Origin of the sequence: Pseudoxanthobacter sp. M-2 (assembly GCF_046156265.1) — a bacterium.
Taxonomy (GTDB): Bacteria; Pseudomonadota; Alphaproteobacteria; order Rhizobiales; family Segnochrobactraceae; genus CAMDHY01.
This window is the reverse complement of the sequence record NZ_JAWDIR010000011.1, coordinates 368,805-388,221: the sequence shown is the minus strand read 5'-3', so window position 1 is coordinate 388,221 and position 19,417 is coordinate 368,805. Positions and strand designations below refer to the sequence as shown.

24 protein-coding genes and 1 tRNA gene are annotated in these 19,417 nt (G+C 67.5%); 18 read left to right on the top strand and 7 right to left on the bottom strand.

Features of this window, described 5'->3' with window-relative positions; translation table 11 throughout:
- Positions 1 to 179 precede the first annotated feature (179 nt).
- Both RUR49_RS06885 and RUR49_RS06880 read right to left on the bottom strand, forming a co-directional pair.
- A complete protein-coding gene (locus RUR49_RS06885) occupies positions 180 to 1,286 on the bottom strand; it encodes an NAD(P)/FAD-dependent oxidoreductase (protein WP_409145633.1) in 1,107 nt (368 codons plus the stop codon).
- 12 nt (positions 1,287 to 1,298) lie between these two features.
- Positions 1,299 to 1,748, bottom strand: a complete 450-nt coding sequence (locus tag RUR49_RS06880) for a DUF488 family protein (RefSeq protein WP_409145632.1) — start codon at positions 1,746 to 1,748, stop codon at positions 1,299 to 1,301.
- A gap of 174 nt (positions 1,749 to 1,922) precedes the next feature.
- On the opposite strand from RUR49_RS06880, the gene RUR49_RS06875 reads away from it, so the two are divergent.
- The 4 genes from RUR49_RS06875 to RUR49_RS06860 are packed head-to-tail and all read left to right on the top strand — an operon-like array spanning position 1,923 to position 5,347.
- Complete coding sequence (locus RUR49_RS06875; protein ID WP_409145631.1) at positions 1,923 to 2,492, top strand: aminotriazole resistance protein; 570 nt, start codon at positions 1,923 to 1,925, stop codon at positions 2,490 to 2,492.
- Positions 2,493 to 2,523: 31 nt separating this feature from the next.
- Entirely contained in the window at positions 2,524 to 4,035 is a 1,512-nt protein-coding gene (locus tag RUR49_RS06870) for an ATP-binding cassette domain-containing protein (RefSeq protein ID WP_409145630.1), read from the top strand.
- Positions 4,032 to 4,706 (top strand): energy-coupling factor transporter transmembrane component T family protein, encoded by a 675-nt coding sequence (locus RUR49_RS06865; protein ID WP_409145629.1) that lies wholly within the window; start codon positions 4,032 to 4,034, stop codon positions 4,704 to 4,706. The genes RUR49_RS06870 and RUR49_RS06865 overlap by 4 nt, the downstream gene beginning before the upstream one ends.
- Positions 4,703 to 5,347: a phosphoribosyltransferase family protein gene (locus RUR49_RS06860; protein WP_409145628.1), complete on the top strand. Its 645-nt coding sequence runs from the start codon at positions 4,703 to 4,705 to the stop codon at positions 5,345 to 5,347. The genes RUR49_RS06865 and RUR49_RS06860 overlap by 4 nt, the downstream gene beginning before the upstream one ends.
- 87 nt (positions 5,348 to 5,434) lie before the next feature.
- On the opposite strand, the gene groL is transcribed toward RUR49_RS06860, so the two are convergent.
- A complete protein-coding gene (groL, locus tag RUR49_RS06855) occupies positions 5,435 to 7,072 on the bottom strand; it encodes a chaperonin GroEL (protein WP_409145627.1) in 1,638 nt (545 codons plus the stop codon).
- Between the two features lie 60 nt (positions 7,073 to 7,132).
- Positions 7,133 to 7,447 carry a co-chaperone GroES gene (gene groES, locus RUR49_RS06850; protein WP_409145626.1) on the bottom strand — a complete coding sequence of 105 codons (315 nt, stop codon included), beginning with the start codon at positions 7,445 to 7,447 and terminating at the stop codon, positions 7,133 to 7,135.
- 444 nt (positions 7,448 to 7,891) lie between these two features.
- Between groES and RUR49_RS06845 the strand changes: the two genes are divergently transcribed.
- The 10 genes from RUR49_RS06845 to RUR49_RS06800 all read left to right on the top strand — a co-directional run bounded on the left by RUR49_RS06845 (position 7,892) and on the right by RUR49_RS06800 (position 14,442).
- Positions 7,892 to 9,076 carry a tyrosine-type recombinase/integrase gene (locus RUR49_RS06845; RefSeq protein ID WP_409145625.1) on the top strand — a complete coding sequence of 395 codons (1,185 nt, stop codon included), beginning with the start codon at positions 7,892 to 7,894 and terminating at the stop codon, positions 9,074 to 9,076.
- Positions 9,073 to 9,657: a hypothetical protein gene (locus RUR49_RS06840; RefSeq protein WP_409145624.1), complete on the top strand. Its 585-nt coding sequence runs from the start codon at positions 9,073 to 9,075 to the stop codon at positions 9,655 to 9,657. The genes RUR49_RS06845 and RUR49_RS06840 overlap by 4 nt, the downstream gene beginning before the upstream one ends.
- A gap of 109 nt (positions 9,658 to 9,766) precedes the next feature.
- Positions 9,767 to 9,961: a helix-turn-helix transcriptional regulator gene (locus RUR49_RS06835; RefSeq protein ID WP_409145623.1), complete on the top strand. Its 195-nt coding sequence runs from the start codon at positions 9,767 to 9,769 to the stop codon at positions 9,959 to 9,961.
- Between the two features lie 3 nt (positions 9,962 to 9,964).
- Positions 9,965 to 10,165: a hypothetical protein gene (locus RUR49_RS06830; RefSeq protein WP_409145622.1), complete on the top strand. Its 201-nt coding sequence runs from the start codon at positions 9,965 to 9,967 to the stop codon at positions 10,163 to 10,165.
- A complete protein-coding gene (locus RUR49_RS06825) occupies positions 10,162 to 11,088 on the top strand; it encodes a toprim domain-containing protein (RefSeq protein ID WP_409145621.1) in 927 nt (308 codons plus the stop codon). The genes RUR49_RS06830 and RUR49_RS06825 overlap by 4 nt, the downstream gene beginning before the upstream one ends.
- Complete coding sequence (locus RUR49_RS06820) at positions 11,085 to 12,179, top strand: AAA family ATPase (protein ID WP_409145620.1); 1,095 nt, start codon at positions 11,085 to 11,087, stop codon at positions 12,177 to 12,179. The genes RUR49_RS06825 and RUR49_RS06820 overlap by 4 nt, the downstream gene beginning before the upstream one ends.
- A 504-nt stretch (positions 12,180 to 12,683) precedes the next feature.
- Positions 12,684 to 12,818 carry a hypothetical protein gene (locus RUR49_RS06815; RefSeq protein ID WP_409145619.1) on the top strand — a complete coding sequence of 45 codons (135 nt, stop codon included), beginning with the start codon at positions 12,684 to 12,686 and terminating at the stop codon, positions 12,816 to 12,818.
- A 58-nt stretch (positions 12,819 to 12,876) separates the two neighbouring features.
- Entirely contained in the window at positions 12,877 to 13,929 is a 1,053-nt protein-coding gene (locus RUR49_RS06810; protein WP_409145618.1) for a phage major capsid protein, read from the top strand.
- A gap of 4 nt (positions 13,930 to 13,933) precedes the next feature.
- Positions 13,934 to 14,266: a hypothetical protein gene (locus tag RUR49_RS06805; protein ID WP_409145617.1), complete on the top strand. Its 333-nt coding sequence runs from the start codon at positions 13,934 to 13,936 to the stop codon at positions 14,264 to 14,266.
- Positions 14,266 to 14,442: a hypothetical protein gene (locus tag RUR49_RS06800; RefSeq protein WP_409145616.1), complete on the top strand. Its 177-nt coding sequence runs from the start codon at positions 14,266 to 14,268 to the stop codon at positions 14,440 to 14,442. Before RUR49_RS06805 ends, RUR49_RS06800 begins: the two co-directional genes overlap by 1 nt.
- A 54-nt stretch (positions 14,443 to 14,496) precedes the next feature.
- Here the strand turns inward: RUR49_RS06800 and RUR49_RS06795 are convergent, their stop codons facing one another.
- Positions 14,497 to 15,372, bottom strand: coding sequence for a hypothetical protein (locus tag RUR49_RS06795; protein ID WP_409145615.1), 876 nt, complete (start codon positions 15,370 to 15,372; stop codon positions 14,497 to 14,499).
- 157 nt (positions 15,373 to 15,529) lie between these two features.
- Here RUR49_RS06795 and RUR49_RS06790 point away from each other — a divergent pair, with 157 nt between their 5' ends.
- From RUR49_RS06790 to RUR49_RS06775, 4 genes are all read left to right on the top strand, one after another.
- The gene (locus tag RUR49_RS06790; protein WP_409145614.1) at positions 15,530 to 15,769 is read left to right on the top strand and encodes a hypothetical protein; all 240 of its coding nucleotides are present in this window, start codon (positions 15,530 to 15,532) and stop codon (positions 15,767 to 15,769) included.
- A gap of 385 nt (positions 15,770 to 16,154) precedes the next feature.
- A complete protein-coding gene (locus RUR49_RS06785; RefSeq protein ID WP_409145613.1) occupies positions 16,155 to 16,688 on the top strand; it encodes a hypothetical protein in 534 nt (177 codons plus the stop codon).
- Positions 16,685 to 16,945, top strand: coding sequence for a hypothetical protein (locus tag RUR49_RS06780; protein WP_409145612.1), 261 nt, complete (start codon positions 16,685 to 16,687; stop codon positions 16,943 to 16,945). The genes RUR49_RS06785 and RUR49_RS06780 overlap by 4 nt, the downstream gene beginning before the upstream one ends.
- Positions 16,942 to 17,199 carry a hypothetical protein gene (locus RUR49_RS06775; protein WP_409145611.1) on the top strand — a complete coding sequence of 86 codons (258 nt, stop codon included), beginning with the start codon at positions 16,942 to 16,944 and terminating at the stop codon, positions 17,197 to 17,199. The genes RUR49_RS06780 and RUR49_RS06775 overlap by 4 nt, the downstream gene beginning before the upstream one ends.
- 291 nt (positions 17,200 to 17,490) lie before the next feature.
- On the opposite strand, the gene RUR49_RS06770 is transcribed toward RUR49_RS06775, so the two are convergent.
- Both RUR49_RS06770 and RUR49_RS06765 read right to left on the bottom strand, forming a co-directional pair.
- Positions 17,491 to 17,566, bottom strand: a tRNA-Lys gene (locus RUR49_RS06770).
- 139 nt (positions 17,567 to 17,705) lie between these two features.
- Positions 17,706 to 19,298: a phytoene desaturase family protein gene (locus RUR49_RS06765; protein ID WP_409145610.1), complete on the bottom strand. Its 1,593-nt coding sequence runs from the start codon at positions 19,296 to 19,298 to the stop codon at positions 17,706 to 17,708.
- Positions 19,299 to 19,417: the final 119 nt, after the last annotated feature.

The window sequence follows — 19,417 nt, the reverse complement described above, 5'->3', positions numbered from 1 at the left end:
GTCTGGCACGCGGTCTGCAAGGTGGAGATACGAGTACCGGCATTCCCGCCGCGCGTACGAAGGCCGCCTCCCAAGCGACCGTTTCTCCGCCTCACCCGATATTGCCGGGACCGACGCGGATCAGGGGTGGTGCTCCCCGAAGTGAGCACCACCCCGACTTTCTTTTTCGGGGCACTCCGTCAGGCGACGCCGAGTTCGGACGCGACGTGGTCGGCGAGCGCCAGCGACGAGGTGAGCCCGGGCGATTCGATGCCGAACAGGTTGACGAGGCCGGGCACGCCGTGGTCGCGCGGGCCGCTGATCAGGAAATCCACCGGCGCCTCGCCGGGTCCGACAAGGCGCGGCCGGACGCCGGCATAGTCCGGCACCAGCCGGTCCTCGCGCACCGCCGGCCAGTAGCGCCGCACGGCCTCGGTGAAGGCGCCCGCGCGGCCGGGATCGACGGTGTAGTCGATCTCGTCGATCCACTCGACGTCCGGCCCGAACTTGCCGCGGCCGGAGAGGTCGAGGGTGAAGTGGACGCCGAGCCAGGCGCCGTCCGGCACCGGATAGACGAGGCGCGAGAACGGCGTCTTGCCGGAAAGCGAGAAATAGACGCCACGGCAGTAGCGCACGCGCGGCACGTGGGCCGCTGGAAAGTCCGCGAGCGCCGACGCCACCGTGTGCGCGGTCAATCCGGCGGCGTTCACCACCATCTTCGCCGACAGCGTCATCGGCTCGGCACCGCCGACCTCGAGCCGGATGCCGTCCTCGCCGACGGCGCCGCCGGTGAGCGGAGCGGAGAAGGCAAAGGCCGCACCCGCCGCCTCGGCATCGCCCTGCAGGCTCAGCATGTAGGAATGGCTGTCGATGATGCCGGTGCTCGGCGAGACGAGCGCGCTGTAGACGGAGAGCTCCGGCTCCAGCGCGCGGGCCTCGTCGCCGTCGATCATCTGGAGGTCGCTGACGCCGTTGGCGTGGCCGGTCGCCATCAGCTTCTGGAGATAGCCGGTCTCCTCGGGGCGGCCGGCGACGATCAGCTTGCCGACGCGGGCGTGCGGCAGGCCGCGCTCGCCGAGATAGGCGTAGAGCCGCTCCTTGCCCTCGACGCAGAGCCGGGCACGCAGGCTGCCAGTCGGATAGTAGATGCCGGCGTGGATGACCTCGGAGTTGCGCGAGCTCGTCCCCATGCCGATCGAGCGCTCGGCCTCCAGCACGATCACCTCGCGGCCGGCTTCGGCGAGCCGCCGCGCTACGGCGAGGCCGACGACGCCGGCCCCGATCACCACGCACTCGACGCTGTCCACCTCAGCCGATCCTCACAACGGGGTGCCGTAGAGATGCTCGGCGGCGACGCCGAGATCGGCGCAGACGAGGCCGGCGATGATGTTCCTGTGGCAGTGCTCGGGATGCTTCTCGAAGCACAGCAGGCAGACGCTGCGGCCGGCACGGACGATCGTCTCGAGCTCGGCGAGCTCGGCCTGCGCGCCGTCGGTCGCCATGTGGGCGTCGAAGATCGCCCGCATCTCGGCATGGCGGCCGGCGCGCGCGGCGGTGCGGCCGTCGGCCGGCGTGCCGAGGCCGCGCAGGTGCAGGTAGCCGATGCCGCGCTCGTCGAGCCCGGCGGCGAGCTGCCGCTTGGAAAAGCCCGGCCGGCGCGAGGCGGCGACGGCGCGCACGTCGACCAGGAGCTCGACGCCGGCGTCAGCCAGCGCATCGAGCACCGAGGCGGGCGTCGCCTGCTCGTAGCCGATGGTGAAGAGGGACATGGGACCGTTGTCTCGAAGCGGCGCGCTGAAGGCCGCATCATGCACGCCGGCGCCGCGGCGCCAAGCCCGGACGGCACCTCTTCGGAGGTCTCGCGCCGGCCAGCGGTTGGCACGGTCGTTGCTGCAGTGCACGCGCCGGGCGACGTCCGCCCTTCCCTGCGAGAGTCTGAGCGTATGAGCACCACCGAGACCACCGTCGAAGGCAACAGCCTGTTTCCGATCGTCCTCGCCGTCGTCGCCGGTGTCGCCACCGGCGTGCTGTGGGCCTACGCCAATCCGATCCAGCTGGTGCCGGGCGTCATCCAGTGGCGCATCTTCGCCTTCCTGCCGCCGCTCATCGGCATCCTGCTCGGCTCGAAGAGCGGCTTCATCTGCGGCTACATCGGCTCCGTCGTCTGGTCGCTGCTCGCCGGCACCTTCATTCCCGCCCACACGCTGATCGTCGACGGCATCATGGTCGGCCTTACCGGCTTCATCCCGGGCCTCATGTTCAACCCGGCGAAGAAGCCGATCGACACCACCGATCTCGTGAAGATCGCCGTCGTCTGCCTCGTCGTCGGGCTGGTGATGGTGGCGGCGGTGTCGGCGTCGCTTGCCTTCCTCGGCATCTTCCCCTTCACCTGGGCGCTGTTCTATCTCGGGCTCTCCGACATCGTGCCGATGCTGATCGGGACGCCGCTCCTCGTGCTGCCGGCGATCAAGGTCCTGAAGGGCGCCGGGCTCGGGACGATGGTGCGGTTCTGAGCCAGCCTGCCCACAGGAAAACGCAGTCGCCGTGCTGTCCGTCGAAGGCCTGAGCGTCGCCTACGAAGGCGGTGGACCCGTCGTCGCGCCGACCGACCTCGCCGTTCGCGAGGGTGGCCGGCTCGTCGTTTGCGGCGCTGCGGGCTCCGGCAAGTCGTCGCTCCTGTCGGCGATCGCCGGCGTGGTGCCGCGCCTGCTGCCGGCGCGCGTCACCGGCACCGTCCGCCTCGACCACACGCCGATCGCGACGATGCCACGGTCGGCGCTGTTCCGGGCGGTCGGCGTCGTCTTCCAGAACCTCGACGACCAGCTGTGGGACCTCGGCGTCGAGGACCTCGTCGCCTTCCCGCTGGAGAATCGCGGCGTTGCACGCGCCGAGGTTCGCGGTCGGGTGCGCGAGTTGCTCCGGGCGCTCGGCGTCGCCGACCTCACTGGCCGGCGGGTGCTGACGCTGTCGGGCGGCGAGCGGCGGATGGTAGCCCTCGCCGCGGCGCTCGCGCCGCGCCCCCGCCTGCTGGTCCTCGACGAGGCAACGACCGGCCTCGATCCCGCCGCCCGCGCCCGCCTCGTCGGCACGATCGACGCGCTCGGGCCCGAGATCCCGATGCTGGTCGCTGCCGAACAGGGCGCCGCCGCCTTCGGCCCGGTGGCGACTGAGGTGGCGCTGCAGCGCGAGGGTGCCCTCGTCGCCATGGCCGCAAGCGCCGCGGCGCTGAGCGATTCGACGTGGATCGAGGCGGGCTTGCCGCCGCCGCGGGTCGCGCCGCGCGCGCGGCCGGCGGCGACGCTCGGCCCGGTCCGCCTCGAGGTTGCCGGCCTGCGCACCGAGTTGAAGCGGCCGGACGGACGGCCGGTCGTCGAGGACGCCGGATTTTCGATCCGTGGCGGGGAGGTGGTCGGCCTCGTCGGCCGCAACGGCGCCGGCAAGACGACGCTGTTCCAGACGCTCCTCGGACTGTCGCGCCGCTCTGCCGGTCGCATCGCCGTCGACGGCGAGGATGCGACCGGCTGGACGCCGGCGCGGCGCGCCCGTGCCGTCGGCTACCTGCCGCAGAATGTCCGCCGCCTGATCTTCAACCTCACCCTCCTCGAGGAGGCCGCGTTCGCGGTGACCGGTGACCCGAAGTCGGCCCGCACGCCTGAGGCCCGCGAGACAGCCGCCGCGGCGCTCGCTGCCTACGGCCTGGCGACACGCGCCGAGGACAGCCCGTTCGCGCTGTCGACGCGGGCGCAGGGCGTGCTCGGGCTTGCCTGCCTCGCGGCGGCGCGGCCGGCGGTCGTCGTCCTCGACGAGCCGCTGATCGGCGGTGACCTCGCCGGACGCGCCATGCTCGACCGCTTCCTCGCCGAGTGCCGGACGGAGGGGCGCGGCGTGCTCATCGTCTCCCACGACCTCGACCTCGTCGACGCCCTCGCCGACCGCCTGCTGGTGCTCGCCGACGGCCGCATCGCCTACGACGGCCCGACGGCGGAAGGCTGGCGATCGGCCGCCTTCAAGGGCCTCGGCTGGCCGGCGCCTGAGCGCGCGGAGGCCGTGCTGTGAACGCGCTGAAGGAGCTCAACTTCTTCCTCAAGCTCGCGGTCGGCCTCGCCGTGATGGCGCTGTCGTGGGCGGTGCGCGGGCCGCTGCCGGCGCTCGCGGTGGCCGCCGTCGTGCTGGCGGTGATCGTCACCGCCCGCCTGCCCGGCGTGCGCGGCTACCTGAAGGGCATCGCCATCCTGTCGGCGCTGGTCGTCCTCACCTGGACGGTCAACCTCGCGCTGCAGGGGTCGACGCCGGCGGACGCGGCGCTGACAGCGGTGCGCATGGCGGCCCGCCTCGTCGCCACCACCGGTGCCTTCTATTTCATCATGGAGACGAGCTCGCCCGGCGCCATCCTGGCGGCGGCGAGTGCGGCGCGCCTGCCGGGCATGGTGACCCTGGTGCTGACGCTGGTGTTCGGCCTCATCCCGATGCTGCGTGACGAGTTCGAGCGCATCGCCGACGCCCAGCGCGCCCGCGGCATGGAGATCGACGGCGTGCCGCTGCCGGTGCGGCTGCGCTATGCGCTCGCCCGCGGCGTGCCGCTGCTCGTGCAGGCGATCCGCATGGCGCAGGCGATCTCGACGGGCCTCGCCGTCTCGGGCTTCGACCCGGCGGTGCGGCGGACGACGTGGAGACAAGTCGGGCTCCGGGTGGAGCCGCGGCTGCCGATGGAGGACGACAGACCATGAGCGCATCCGTGGCCGGGACCGATCCGCGCCTCGCAGGACGGCAGGCCGTGACGGTGGACGTGGCGGGACTGCCCGTCGAGCTGCCGATCGTGCCGATCAAGGACGACTTCGCCATCTCGCTGATGATGGTGATCGACATGGGCGTGCGCTTCGGCGAGCACGTCGGCCGGGCGCTCGCCGAACGGCTCAAGCCGCTGTCGCCGGAGATCGTCGTTGGCGCGGCGACGCTCGGCATCCCGGTGGCGATCGAGGTGAGCCGCGCCCTCGGGCTCGACCGCTACGTCGTGGTGCAGAAGTCGCCGAAGATCCACCTCGGCGACGCCCTCACCCGGACGATCACCTCGATCACCTCGAAGGGCGAGCAGCGCCTCCTGCTCGACCGCGCTGCCGTGCCGCTGCTCGCCGGCCGGCGGGTCGTCGTCGTCGACGACGTGGTGGCGACGGGCTCGAGCCTGAAGGGGACGATCGACCTCGTGCGCGATGCCGGCGGCGACGTCGTCGGCGTCGGCGTCATCCTCACCGAGGCGCACGACTGGGAGGAGAAGCTCGGCGCGGATGCCACGCTCGTCCGTGCGCTCGGCCACATCCCGCAGTTCCGCCCGGGCACCGACGGCTGGGAGCCGATCCCGGAGACGCTGTAAGCGGTCGCTTCTCGCTGCCAACAGCCGTCGCAAACGAAAAAGGGCGGCCTCGCGGCCGCCCTTCGTCGTTGGTAGAGGGTGGATGGATCAGAAGTCCATGCCGCCCATGCCGCCACCGCCCGGCATCGCCGGAGCGGCGTCCTTGCGGGGCTTCTCGGCGATCATCGCCTCGGTGGTGATCAGCAGGCCGGCGACCGAAGCGGCGTTCTGCAGGGAGATGCGGACGACCTTGGCCGGGTCGATGACGCCCATCTTGTAGAGGTCGCCATACTCGCCGGACTGGGCGTTCCAGCCCCAGGCGTTGTCGTCCTTCTCGAGCAGCTTGCCGACGATGACCGAACCGTCCGAACCGGCGTTCGAGGCGATCTGACGCGCCGGCGCCTGGATGGCGCGGCGGACGATCTCGACGCCCGTCTTCTGGTCGGCGTTCGCCGGGTTGACGCCGTCGAGCACCTTCAGCGCGCGCAGCAGCGCGACGCCGCCGCCCGGCAGGATGCCCTCTTCGACGGCCGCGCGCGTGGCGTGCAGCGCGTCGTCGACGCGGTCCTTCTTCTCCTTCACCTCGACCTCGGTGGCGCCACCGACGCGGATCACCGCGACGCCGCCGGCGAGCTTCGCCAGCCGCTCCTGCAGCTTCTCGCGGTCGTAGTCGGAGGTCGTCTCCTCGATCTGCGCCTTGATCTGCGCAACGCGGCCTTCGATGTCGGCCTTGGCGCCGGCACCGTCGACGATCGTGGTGTCTTCCTTGGTGATCGAGATCTTCTTCGAGCGGCCGAGCATGTCGAGGGTGACGTTCTCGAGCTTGATGCCGAGGTCCTCGGAGATGACGGTGCCGTTCGTCAGGATGGCGATGTCTTCGAGCATCGCCTTGCGGCGATCACCGAAGCCCGGCGCCTTGACGGCCGCGACCTTCAGGCCGCCGCGCAGCTTGTTGACGACGAGCGTGGCGAGAGCCTCGCCCTCGACGTCCTCGGCGATGATGACGAGCGGCTTGCCCGACTGCACCACGGCCTCGAGCACCGGCAGCAGCGCCTGCAGCGAGGAGAGCTTCTTCTCGTGGATGAGGATATAGGGATCCTCGAGCTCGACGCGCATCTTCTCGGCATTGGTGACGAAGTACGGCGAGATGTAGCCGCGGTCGAACTGCATGCCCTCGACGACTTCGAGCTCGGTGTCGAGCGACTTCGCCTCTTCGACGGTGATGACACCCTCGTTGCCGACCTTCTGCATCGCCTCGGCGAGGAAGCGGCCGACGTCGACGTCGCCATTGGCGGAGATCGTGCCGACCTGGGCGATCTCGTCGTTGGAGGTGACCTTGCGGGCCTGCTTCTTCAGCTCGGCGACGACGGCCTCGACGGCGAGATCGACGCCGCGCTTCAGGTCCATCGGGTTCATGCCGGCGGCAACCGACTTGACGCCTTCCTTGACGATCGCGGCGGCGAGAACGGTCGCCGTCGTGGTGCCGTCACCGGCGATGTCGTTGGTCTTCGAGGCCACTTCGCGCACCATCTGGGCGCCCATGTTCTCGAACTTGTCCTCGAGCTCGATCTCCTTGGCGACGGTGACGCCGTCCTTGGTGATCCGCGGCGCGCCGAACGACTTGTCGAGGACGACGTTACGGCCCTTCGGGCCGAGCGTCACACGAACGGCGTTGGCGAGAATGTCGACGCCGCGCAGCATCTTGTCGCGCGCGTCGGAGGAGAACTTCACATCTTTGGCGGACATCTTCGATTACTCCGGTAAACTTGGCTCAGGGGATCGATCGGTGGCTTCAGCGGAAGCGGCTCAGGCCGCCTTCTTCGCCTTCGCCACGGCATCGATCACGCCCATGACGTCGGTCTCCTTCATGATGAGGAGGTCCTCGCCGTCGATCTTCACTTCGGTGCCCGACCACTTGCCGAACAGGATGCGGTCACCGGCCTTCACGTCGAGGGCGACGAGCTCACCCTTGTCGTTGCGCGCGCCGGGGCCGACGGCGACGACCTCGCCCTCCTGCGGCTTCTCCTTGGCGGTGTCGGGGATGATGATCCCGCCCTTGGACTTTTCTTCGGCGTCGACGCGGCGGACCAGGATGCGGTCGTGAAGGGGCCGGAAAGCCATGTTTCGTCTCCTCGTTGAGAGGGCCAATGCAATTGTTCTGTGCGGCGCGCCGCGGTCGCGGACGACCAGCGGGCATCTCGCAGACCGGATGTGGCCCGGTAGCGGGAACCATTCAAGAGGGGGAACCAAAAATTTTGGCACTCGCCGAGGGGGAGTGCCAACACGTCCGAAGGCAACGACTGCCGTGCGCCGGACGCGGGTCCGCGCGGCCCGATGGGCCCGAATGACGGCGGCGTTTCAGGACGGTTTGGTGGGTGTACCAGGGCTCGAACCTGGGACCCGCTGATTAAGAGTCGGCAGATTTCCACTGATACCGACTCACCGTCACTGACATGCGCTTGTCTATCCCGCTGCGGCAGCTATCTTTTCTCACTCACCGTTAGCCGACGTGAGCGCCTGTCACACCGCATCGCTGTTAGCCGGACGTTAGCCCGGGAGAGATGAATGACCCGTCGAAAGTCGCTGTCCGACAACGGCGTAGCCGCCCTCAAGCCGAAGGCCACCCGCTATACCCTGCCCGACCCGGAAGTGCGAGGGCATTACGTCCGCGTGATGCCGTCCGGCCTCAAGACGTTCGTCGCGGTCGCCCGCGAGCCAGGTGGAAAACAGGTTTGGGCAACGCTCGGCTCTGCGGACCATATCGGCATCGCCGCGGCTCGGGAGGCGGCTCGAGAGGCTATCAGGCGCATCAAGGATGGGCTGCCGGCCGTCGCCGTCACCCCGCGCATAGAGACGTTCGGCGACGTCGCCGCGACCTACCTCAAGCGCCACGTTGAAGCGAAGGGCCTGAGATCGGAGCGGGAAATCCGGCGCTGTCTCGCCGTCTATGTGTTGCCGAGGTGGGCCGACCGGGAATTTGCAGCCGTCCGCCGTGGGGACGTTGCCGCGCTTCTGGACGCGGTCGAGGACAATCACGGGGCGCGGCAGGCGGACTACGTGCTGGCGATCGTGCGGGGCATCGCGAATTGGTACGCGGCGCGCAACGATGGGTACGTCTCGCCGATCGTTCGCGGCATGAGGCGCACGGCGCCGAGTAGCCGGAAACGCGACAGGATCCTTTCGGACGATGAAATCCGGGCGCTTTGGGCGACGGCAGGATCCAGCGGCACCTTTGGCGCCATCCTGCGGTTCGCCCTCGTCACGGCGCAGCGCCGCGAGAAAGTCATGTCGCTGCGATGGGAGGACATCGCGGATGGCGTTTGGACCGTGCCGAGCGAGGACCGCGAGAAGGGGACAGGCGGCGCCTTGCGTCTGCCGCCGCTGGCGTTGGGTGTCGTCGAGGCGCAACCGCGCATCGGGCAGAACCCCTATGTCTTTGCCGGCCGCGGTCCGGGGCACTTCAACGGCGTCTCGAAGGCTAAGGCCGCTTTCGACAAGGCGGCAGGGATCAACGATTGGTCCATCCATGACCTGCGGCGCTCGGCGCGTTCGCTGATGGCTCGCGCTGGTGTCCGGCCGGACATCGCCGAAAGGGTGCTCGGACACGTCCTGCAAGGCGTCGAGGGTGTTTACGATCGCCACCACTACCAATCGGAAAAGGCGGACGCGCTGGCGAGGCTTTCAACCCTGCTAGAATCCATTCTGGACCCGAAGGACAACGTCGTCCCGATGGCGAGGGCTTCGGTATGAAACAGACCGCTGACACTTCAGAAGCAGTGACCTATGCCACGGAAATCCTGCAGCGGATGCGAACCGAGAAGATTGACACCTTCTGCGGGGTGGAAGTCGCATGGCTAGGCGACAAGCAAAGCCGCCGCTTTGTGATCGAGATGATCAAGAAATTCTCGCGATGGCGTCCCGAAAACCTCATGGACGCTGTTGACCGCGCGCGCGGCGGATGGAGTGTCGCAGACGAGGCATTGCGAGAAATGATCCTTGAGGACATCAACAGCGGCCGTCCGCTCCCAACATATCTCGCCGCCTACAATATGGAGATCGTCGGCGGGCGGATACCAATGCGGCAAGGCAAGCAAAAGGCGGACTATTTTTTGCGAGACATTGCGGTCATGGTGGCAATTATTCTTGTCATTGAGCGGTTTAATCTACCGCCATATAGCCGCGATGGGCGAAATCCTTGCGCATGTGCCGTTGTCTCTGACGCACTATTCAATCTTGGCATGGGTAGAGGATACAAAGCGATTGCGGAAATATGGCGCCGCAATCGTCACAATGCCGGCGCGCCCTATGACGGGCAGGGCGTGCTAAAATAAGACGCCGCTTCATACGGCACCCCGGTCCGCTCACGCCGGCGTAACTGGGTCTCCACGTACTGCCGTGGCTCCCGATGGTCGGGCTTCACGGACAGCCGTGGAGTGCCCCATGACCAAGCTGCTCCGCTTCGCCGACCTGAAAGAGCGTCGCATCGTCAGCAACTGGCAGACGTTGCTGCGCTGGATCGACAGCGAGGATTTCCCGCCCGGCCGCAAGCTCGGGGCGAATACTCGCGTCTGGACTGAAGACGAGATCGAGGCCTGGTTCGCCGGCCGCCCGATCGCCTCGAAAGAGGCCGCTTAGTAGATGCCGCGCGAGTCGAGCGCGGCGCCGCTGGCGGGCGGCGCCGACGCTCGGGAAAGCGATCTGCTTGGCAGCCTGATCGACCCCGACAATACCGACGCAATCGTCTCGGCTCAAGCGCGCCGCATCGCGAACCGCTTCGGCCTGCCGTACCCCTACGCCCGCGTCGTCGCGCGTCACGCCTTCGGGGAGTGCGCGGCATGAGGACCGCCGCGGAAGTCGCCAAAGCGGTCCACGGAGACGTGAGCGGCCGCGACAAGGTGCTGGCTCCCGGGCCGGGGCACTCGCCACGGGACCGAAGCCTCAGCATACTTTTGTCGTCTACCGCGCCCGACGGCTTCATCGTCGACAGCTTCGCAGGCGATGACTGGCGGGTCTGCCGCGACCATGTTCGCCGCTGTCTCGGCATCGTCGGAAGCCGCGACGATGATCGTCGGGCTTTCGATCGCGGACGGCGGCGCCTCGCCCCCCGTGAGATCGTGTGGGAGTCGCCAGTCGACGAAAATCGTCGGTTGGAGCCGGATCCCCAGGCGCTTGGAGTGTGGCGGCCCGCTGCGCCCATCGCGGGGACGCTCGCCGAGCTCTACCTCACAGAACACCGCAAGCTTCGCGCACCGTTCCCACCGACGATGCGCTTCGCTCACGCCCCCTGTCGGCTGGTGGGCATGAACCTCCCCGCCCTCGTCGCCGCCGTGCAAGCGCCCGACCGGCGCGTTGTCGCGGCTCAAGCGACCTTCCTCAACCTCGCCACGGGGGCGAAGGCGAACGTGAGCGTGCCCCGCTGGACGTTCGGGAAGCTCGGCGCCGGCGCGGTCCGCCTAGCCGCGGCCGGGCCCGTGCTCGGCATCGCCGAGGGCACCGAAACGGCACTCGCCGCGATGCAACTGTCGGGGCTGCCGTGCTGGGCGGTGCTCGGCGCCGAACGCTTGGCGTCCGTCTGGCTCCCGCCTGAAGCAACCGAGGTTCACATCTTCGCAGACAACGACGAGGCGGGCCGTCGCGGCGCCGACAAGGCTGCAGAGCGGCACATCCGCGACGGCCGGCGCGTCATCATCCGCACCCCCGCCGAGGAATTTGGCGATTGGGCCGACCTCGTCGCGGACCTCGCGCGGGAGGATGCCGATTGAACGCGGTCCTTCAGATCCCCGGCGAACGTGTCGACGTGCGCGAGCCGCGCATTCGCCTCGTCCCACTCGCCCAAATTCGGCTTCGGACGGCCCGCCGCTACCTCGTCAAGGGCCTGTTCCCGCGGGAGGGCCTTACGCTGGTGTGGGGCCCTCCGAAGTCAGGCAAGAGCTTTTGGATGTCGTCGGTCGCGATGCACGTCGCGCTTGGGTGGGACTACCGCGGTCGACGCGTCCAACAGGGTGCGGTGGTCTATTGCGCCTTTGAGGGGCAGTCCGGTTTCGAGGCGCGTGTCGAAGCGTTCCGGCTCCGCTTCCTCACCGAGGAGCATGAGCCGGTGCCCTTCTACCTGCAGCCGGCGACGCTCGACCTCGTGAAAGACGCGGGCGAACTGATCGCGGCCATCCGGCTCAACCTCAGCGACACGCCGCCGGTGCTTGTCGTGCTCGACACGCTCAATCGCTCCCTTTCGGGATCGGAGTCCAGCGACGAGGACATGGCGGCTTATGTGCGGGCCGCCGACAGCATCCGAGAGGCGTTCGCGTGCTCTGTGGTGGTGGTTCATCACTGCGGCCACGACCATTCCCGCCCCCGTGGGCACACGTCCCTTACGGGCGCTGCCGACGCACAGCTTTCGGTGAAGCGGGCCGCCGGCGACGTCGTGATGGTCGAGGTGGAGTTGGCGAAGGACGGACCGCAAGGCGACGTCATCGCCAGCCGGCTCGAGTCGGTCGAGGTGGGCTTCGACGAGGATGGCGACGTCATCACGTCGTGCGTTGTCGTCCCCGTCGAGGGCGACGCCGTCCCCTCCTCGAAGCCGATGCGGCGCCTGTCGGATGGCGCGCATAACGCACTCAGGGCCTTCGAGGAGGCGATCGCCGAGTTGGGCGAGGGTGCGCCCAACTCCAACCACATCCCCCGCGACGCCACGGTGGTCACGCTCACGGCCTGGCGCCGATACGCCTACGCCCGCGGTATCAGCACGTCCGACGAGGAGCGAGCCAAGCAACAGGCTTTCAAGCGTGCCACCGAGGCGCTGATCGCGGCCGGTCGGGTGGCTGTCTGGGAGCAATACGCATGGCGGGTGGCATGAGGCGAACAAGGCAGGCGAACACCGAACACCCCTTTAAGGGGGTTGTTCGTGTTCGTTCGCCTGTTTGGCCTTCGCGAACAGGAGCGAACATGTTCGCCAATGTTCGCCTTGTTCGCCCCGTAGCTGATGCGACGCGGTCGCAAGATCAAGCCCCATCAAGATCCTTACAAGCTAATCCGCCATTTCGTGTGGCGGGGGGCCTAGCAAATTCCTCACATGGGTGGGGATAGGCACCGTGCTGGGGGTCACGGAGAGATTTTTTCCTCATTGCGCACTTGGGGGGTGCGCACTCACCCGCGCACCAGGCTGCGAACCTCGCCTAACTCCAGCAAATCCGCCGCTCTCGTGGTGCGCACCCTCCTCGTCGTCCGTGCGTTCTGGCGGCAGGGGTGCGCACCGCCGCGCTGCGAGGCTCGCGCCATGAGTAGGGCGGGCCGGGCGAGGGGCGCGGACCGGATGCGGCAGCTACGGCAGCGCCGCGCCGCCGGCCGGATCGTGCTCCCCGTGGAAGTCGACGAGGGGCGGCTCGTGGACGTGCTGATTGCCTCGCGTCGGCTTCACCCGTCAGCGGCGGACGACCGGGACAGCATCCGCCGGGCGCTCGAAGGTCTCATCGAGGCATTCCAGCTAGAGGCGTGACACGTCACGCCACGGCTTTCCCGATTGTGTCACGATCGGCGCAAATCAGGAGATCGCCATGCGCGTCGTTGCAGACCTCGACAACCAGTTTCCCAAGCAGAGTGCCTATGTGGAGCGTGCCGTGCTGGCGGAAGTGATGAGCGTCGCCGGGGCTTACCTTGGCGGCTCCGCTGCCTACCTCGAAGAACGGTTCCCCAACGACAAGGTGTCGAGGTCGCTGCTCACGCGAGCGACTGCATCCATGGCGACGAGCGCCAACAGCGCTGTCCTCGTGGAGGCAGCGCTTGGTGAATTCCTCAAGTCGCTGGCGCCGCAGAGCGCCGCAGCGGAGATCATGAAGCGGGGCGTCAAAGTCCCGCTGGGTCGGCAAGGCGTCGTGCACTACCCGGTCCGCGCCGACCCTCCCGCCGCGGCGCCGTGGGTCGCCGAGGGTGACCCGATCCCCGTGGTGACGCGGACCTTCGACGGCACCGTGATCGGTCCACACAAGAAGGTTGCCCTCATCTCGGCCGTGACCGGCGAGCTCGCGCGCCGCAACGGTGGAGCCGAGCTTGTCTCGCAGGTGTTGCGGGAGGACGTGAGCCTCGGGCTCGACGCCGCATACTTCTCCGCGACCCCCGCCAGCGACGCCGCGAACGCCGGCCTGCTCTACGGCCTCACTCCGCTGTCCGGCACGCCCGGTGCCGACGCTATCGCGATGGCGGCGGACCTGGAGGCGCTGGCCGCGGCTGTGTCGGCAAACGGCAGCGGACAGGTGGTGTTCATCGTTTCGCCGGCCAACGCCGCAAGGCTGCCGATACGGGTGCCTGAGATCGCCGGGCGCATCACGGTGCTGCCGAGCCAGGGGCTAGCGAACACTCGCATCATCGCCGTCGATCCGGTCAGCATCCTGCACTCCATGGATCCGGCGCCCGACATCGTCGTGAGCAAGGACGCGGTGCTGCACATGAACGACGATCCGGCGGAGGTTGTCGACGGCAGCGGGGAAGCCGCCGCTCCGGTGCGGTCATTCTTCCAAACCGACGGTGTCGCGATCCGCATCATTGTGGACCTCGCCTTCACTCCACGCCGCGCCGACGCGGTCGCTTTCATCGACAACGCAAGCTGGTGACGCCATGGACTTCCTCGCCGAACAGGACCGACGCCGCACGTTGGCGGCTATCCGCGACAAGGCCGATCGTGGCGACCGTCTGACGACGCGCGAGCGCGCGGAACTCGCCAGCGAGCACGCCCGTCGCGTGGGCGACGAGATCGCCGCGAAGCTGCGGGCCGGCAAGACCACCGACGCCTTCCGCGTCCTGATCGCCGAGATGGCCGCCACGGCGATCCTGCAGGCCGAGAAGCGGGTCGAGCTCGAGGAGCGCATCGCCGCCCTGGAGGCTGCAGCCGCACCGCTGAAAGCCGGGCGGCTGCGCATGGTGGCGCACGGTCCGCGGGCGGTGTCGTGATGGAACGCGACGCCAGCCGCCGCATCTCCGGCGCCGAGCTACTGGCATGGGCGGACCTCGTCGCCGCCTTCCACGACCGCAACGGGCGCGACGCGAGCGAGTGGGAGACGGATCTTCTGATCGCCACGGCACGCGAGATGGCGAGCACCGTTGCGCCGACGACAAGACTGCAGTGACCATGTCTGCAAAGCCGGCCTAAGCCCAGCAGGTCCAACCCAATAGAGCGCATTTCATAGACGACACAGCTTTAGATCACTAGTTACGTCAATCGCAAAATTCCAACTACTATCCGCCATCAGATCGGCATCACAGAACCTCTGAGGCTCTAGTGAAGACAAAAATAGTGACTTTGCTACGAGAATTTTGGGATAATTCTGGCGGTCGAGGTGGATTGAGAGGTCTACTGATATTGCACCCACATCGCTGTTAGGATGCGCTCGTATCAACGCAAGCTCTCCGACAGGAAGAGCTATCGCAGTGTTGTGCATTGACGAGATTACTATCAGCTGAAAGATCTCGCCGAGAGTGTCTCTATTTTCCCTCAGCTCATCTCGGCTTATCAGTGAATTACTTAAAAGCCCTGCAAATACTTCATCAATCAATTTCTCCGCTGTGAATGAAGCATCAGCCAGCACCAGGCCAGATGCAAAACCAATCAGATTGAAATCCTGCTGTGATAGTGGACGGCCTATTCGCCATGTTCCGTCATCATTCTCGACAAGAGCTGAAGCGAATCTCTCTAATTTTGCCTTTGCTTGGGAGGGACGCATGCCTGTCTCCCTCATAAGCGACTCTGGCGGAAGGCCTCGCGCAACCAAGCGATAAAACTTCGGGGCAATATTTGGTAACCTGCTGAAATTTAGTGGTTCCCCGCTGATGCTACGAGCAAGAACGAACTCCGCGAACAAGGCCCATTCTTGAGCAGCATTGTGAGTGAATCCCCTGTCGCGTACCGTCGGGTGCGAAATGAAATGTCCGATTTCCTGCAGAAGGGGGCGGCCATCGGCGTGTTGTCTGAGAAACAATAGCAGGTCGATAACGTAGTCGCGGCGAAACTGACCCGCCAGAAGCCGTTGAACACGGGCTCGGGATGCTTGATCGGGCATCTATCGGGCTCCATAGTCCGTTGTGCGTGAGGCCCAAATGCGGCGCCGCATCTACAACGATGGTTCGCGGCGGCCCGCAGGCTGCTTGAATCGCGCCGGCTTGCTTTGTGCGTCGCTGGGGGTTCGGTGCTCGCAGATTCGCGAGCATCCGTAGATTATGGACGCTGATATCAACGCCGGACCATATATTGCAGCGGCAATAATAATTCCAAAAAACGAGCTATTTCCTACAATGATTGCTCCTGCGAGCACTGTTGCGCATATGGATACACATATAGAAACTATATCGCGGGAAGCTATAGAAAAAATTATTGGTGCAAATGCCGCCAGAAGCGCGCCAACTGTTATTACTAGGCCGACAATGCCGCCAACAATACCAGTGTCGCTGAGTCCCTGAAGTTGTCCCATCGGTGCCTCCCCTCGCTTGAGGGTGGCACAACGGAACGCGCCTGTCAGTCTTCGCCTTCTGCTTTCCCTTTAGGGAGCACGCCTCCCTTTTGGAGGTAGCCGCGACCTCGAAGCCACTCGACCACGATCCGCCGGATCATCTCCGACCGGCTGGGAAGATCCGGCTGGGCGGCAGCGGCCGCGTCGAGGGCCGCTGTGACCTCCGGCGGCGACCGGAAGCCGACCATTGGATCGCGGCCCGTTGCCGGGCGGCCGCGCTTTTTCGGTTTAGCCGATATTGTCTCAGTCATCATTTTAGGCTAAGCCAATAAGCGCGGGCCGGCAAGATGCGCGAACACCCTGCGCGGCCCTAACCCCAGGCTAGGAAGCATCCCATGCCCACGGCTATCGAGACGACTACCACATCCCGCCGCACGTTCCTCGTCGGCATGGCGGCTGCAGCCGCCCCCCTCGCGGCATTGCCAGCGCTCGCGGCGCCGGGCGACGACGCCGAACTGCTTCGGTTGCACGCCGAGCTCCGGCCGCTGGCACTCGCCTATGGCAAGGCGGCCGACAACTGGCACCGCGCCGAGCACGCCTTCGTCGAATGGCTGGCCGAGCAGGGCTGTTCCGTGTCCAAGGTCGCGAACGTCAACAAGCTGTTCGAACTGCGACGGCTCTGTGGCGTGGAACAGCTCGGCGAGGCGAACAACCGCGCCGGCGAAGCCGTTGATGTTGTCACCACGGCGATGGGAGCGATCGCTGCGACGACTGCGGCGGGCCTCGCCGCGAAGCTCGACGCAATGTTGATCGAGATCGGCACCGAACCCCGCCTCGTGTTCGTGGACCCTGAAGACGAGTGGTGTCGCGAGCGCATCGGGGCTTTCCACGCCAACGTGGCCGCCCTCGTGGGCGAGGGCGGCGCATGAACGCCTCGTTCGGCATCCTGCCGGCGATTCGGCCGCGGACGCTCTGTCCCATCCCCACCCTCGCGTCCTACCGGCCGTCGATGCGGCCCCTGATCGAGAACACGATCGAGGGCTTGATCGCCTTCCTCGACGACGTCGACGGCGACAGCGACATTGAGCCGTCTATCGGCGGCGACGATCGCGAGGACGAGGACGATCACGGCACCGACGAACACGGCGGCCAAGAGTACGGCCCCGGCCATAGGAGGGCGGCATGAGAGGCCAGATCCCCGAGGTGGCGCTACACGACAGCTACAGGGCCGAAGACCTCATGGCCGAGGCGCGCGACCTCCTCGTGCTCATCAACATGGCCATGGGAGACGGTGACCCGCTCGACGCCGAGCAGGTCACCGCCGTCATGCTCGCGAACCTATGGGCCCTCGACCTCGTCCGTCGCGCCGAGGAGCGGCTTAACGCCGATCAACGGCAGCGGGCGGCGTGCGACCGCGTGGTGCCGCGCAATGCCGGTTAGCGTCCCCACGGTGCGCCCGCGGCGCCGCGACGGCTGGCGGCAGCTTCGCCGGGCGGCTGGCGAGACGATCCGCATGTGGCTCGCCCGCAAGCTGATTACGCTCGCAACGTGGGTGCTGCCTCGTCGGCAGTGAGATCGGAGAGACGCGAAGGGGAGGGCGGTCCGCGAGGGCCGCCCTTTCACCATCTGCCGCCGATCACGAAAATGTTAGCCCAGCGTTAGCCGGCGCTCGGGCTCGGTGGGGCGGCGCGAAGATGGCCCACGCTAACCCCTTGGAAAGATTTGGAGATTTGGTGGGTGTACCAGGGCTCGAACCTGGGACCCGCTGATTAAGAGTCAGCTGCTCTACCAACTGAGCTATACACCCGATCCGGTGGCAGCGGCGCGGCGGCCGTGCGCGGACGTGGCTCCTATAAGGACTGCCCGCCCGGAACGCAACACTCCTGCGCGACGCGACCGAAGATGGCGTGGCGGGCCACCCGAACGCGCTGTCGCAACGGCCCCTTTCACGCCGCCCGCATCCTGGACTTGTGCGCCGCCACGACGGCTTCCAGCGAGGTGCCGAGGTCCGAGAGCAGGATCTTCGCGGCGTTGCGGCCGGGGGCGCCGGTGATCGAGCCGCCGGGGTGAGTCGTGCCGCCGGTCTGGTAGAGGCCGGGAATCGGCATGCGGTGCTGCGCCCAGCCCGGCGCCGGCCGGAGCGGTCCGGCAAAGGCGAAGCCGCGGTCACCGCCGTGGAAGGTGCCGTCGATCATGTGGGCGTTCGCCGCCTCGATGTCCTCGGGGCTCTTGGCGAGCTGTGCAAGGATGGTGTCGGGCGTCATGTTCGGCGCCGCCTGCCTGAGCCGCTCGACGAGCATGGCCGCGTAGCCCTCCTTCGCTGCGGCCCAGCCGCCGGGCGCCACCGCGCTGCAGGCGGCGACGATCTTCACGGTGTGACGTCCCGCCGGGGCGCGCGAAGGGTCGGCGAGGGTCGGCGTGGCGATCATCATCCAGGGCGCCTCGGGCGTCGGCTCGCGGTCGCGGATCTGGCGCGACAGCTTGACGAGGTCCTCCGGCCAGGCCGCGATGCCGGCCGACACCGCCGAGCGCGGCTCGCCGACGCCCGAGAACAGCGGCGCCTCGGTGGTGCAGAGGTGGAGCGCGAAGGCGGAGATGCCGGGATCGAAGGTCTCGACGCCGTAGCGGAAGGCCTCGTCCCAGCACGTCTCCGGCGCCATCTCGACGAGGTGCTTGACGTGGATCGTCGAGACGACGGCCTCACGGCCGCGATATTCCTCGCCGTCCTCCGTGACGAAGCCGGCGCAGCGGCCATCCTCGACGATCAGGCGGACGACACGCGCATTGGTGACGACGGTGCCGCCGAGCGTCTCGATGCGCTTCACCAGCGCATCGGTGAGCTTGCCCGAGCCGCCGCGCGGCATCGTCCAGCTGCGGCGCTGGCGGCCGGCGATGACGGAATAGGCCATCGCGCCGGAGCTCGGCTGGTCGAGCGAGACCATCGTCTGGAACGCCTGCCACATCACGAAGGCGCGCACGTGCCGGCTCTCGAAGGTGTGGCGGACCACGTCCCAGGCGCTGAGCGCCTTGCGGCGCAGCCAGATCTTCCCCTGTGGCGTGGCCAGCAGGCGCTGGTCGAGGCTCTCGCCGCCGACGGGGTTGAAGGTCGCGGCCGAGAAGGCGCCCTTCACCTCGTCCCAGTCCTTGAGCAGCTTGCGGTAGGCGGCGGCGTCCTTCTGCGAAAAGCGGGCGAACTCGGCCTCCGTCCGGTCGACGTCGAGCCACATCGTGAAGCCCTCCCCGTCCGGGAAGCGGACGTGGCCGACGGGATCGGGATCGATGTAGTCGAGGCCGAACTCGGCGATCAGGCCGAGTTCGTCGTCGGCGATGACGGGGTTGCCCATCATCAGCGTGTGGCCTGTCGAGCAGGTATCGATGCGGTAGCCGGGCAACAGCAGCTCTTCGCTCACCGCCCCGCCGCCGGCGACCGGGCGCGCATCGACGACGACGACGCGGCGCCCCGCCATCGCGAGATAGGCGGCGGTGATCAGGCTGTTGTGGCCGGCTCCGGCGACGACGACATCGGCTTCGACGCTCATGGCGGCCCCCATCCCTGCTGGCGCCGTGCAATGCGGCGCGCAATCGTTTGCAGGGCGGGAGGATAGCGCGGGGGGCCGCGCTGTCCAGACCGGCGCCCAACGCGTCGACTTTGGCGACC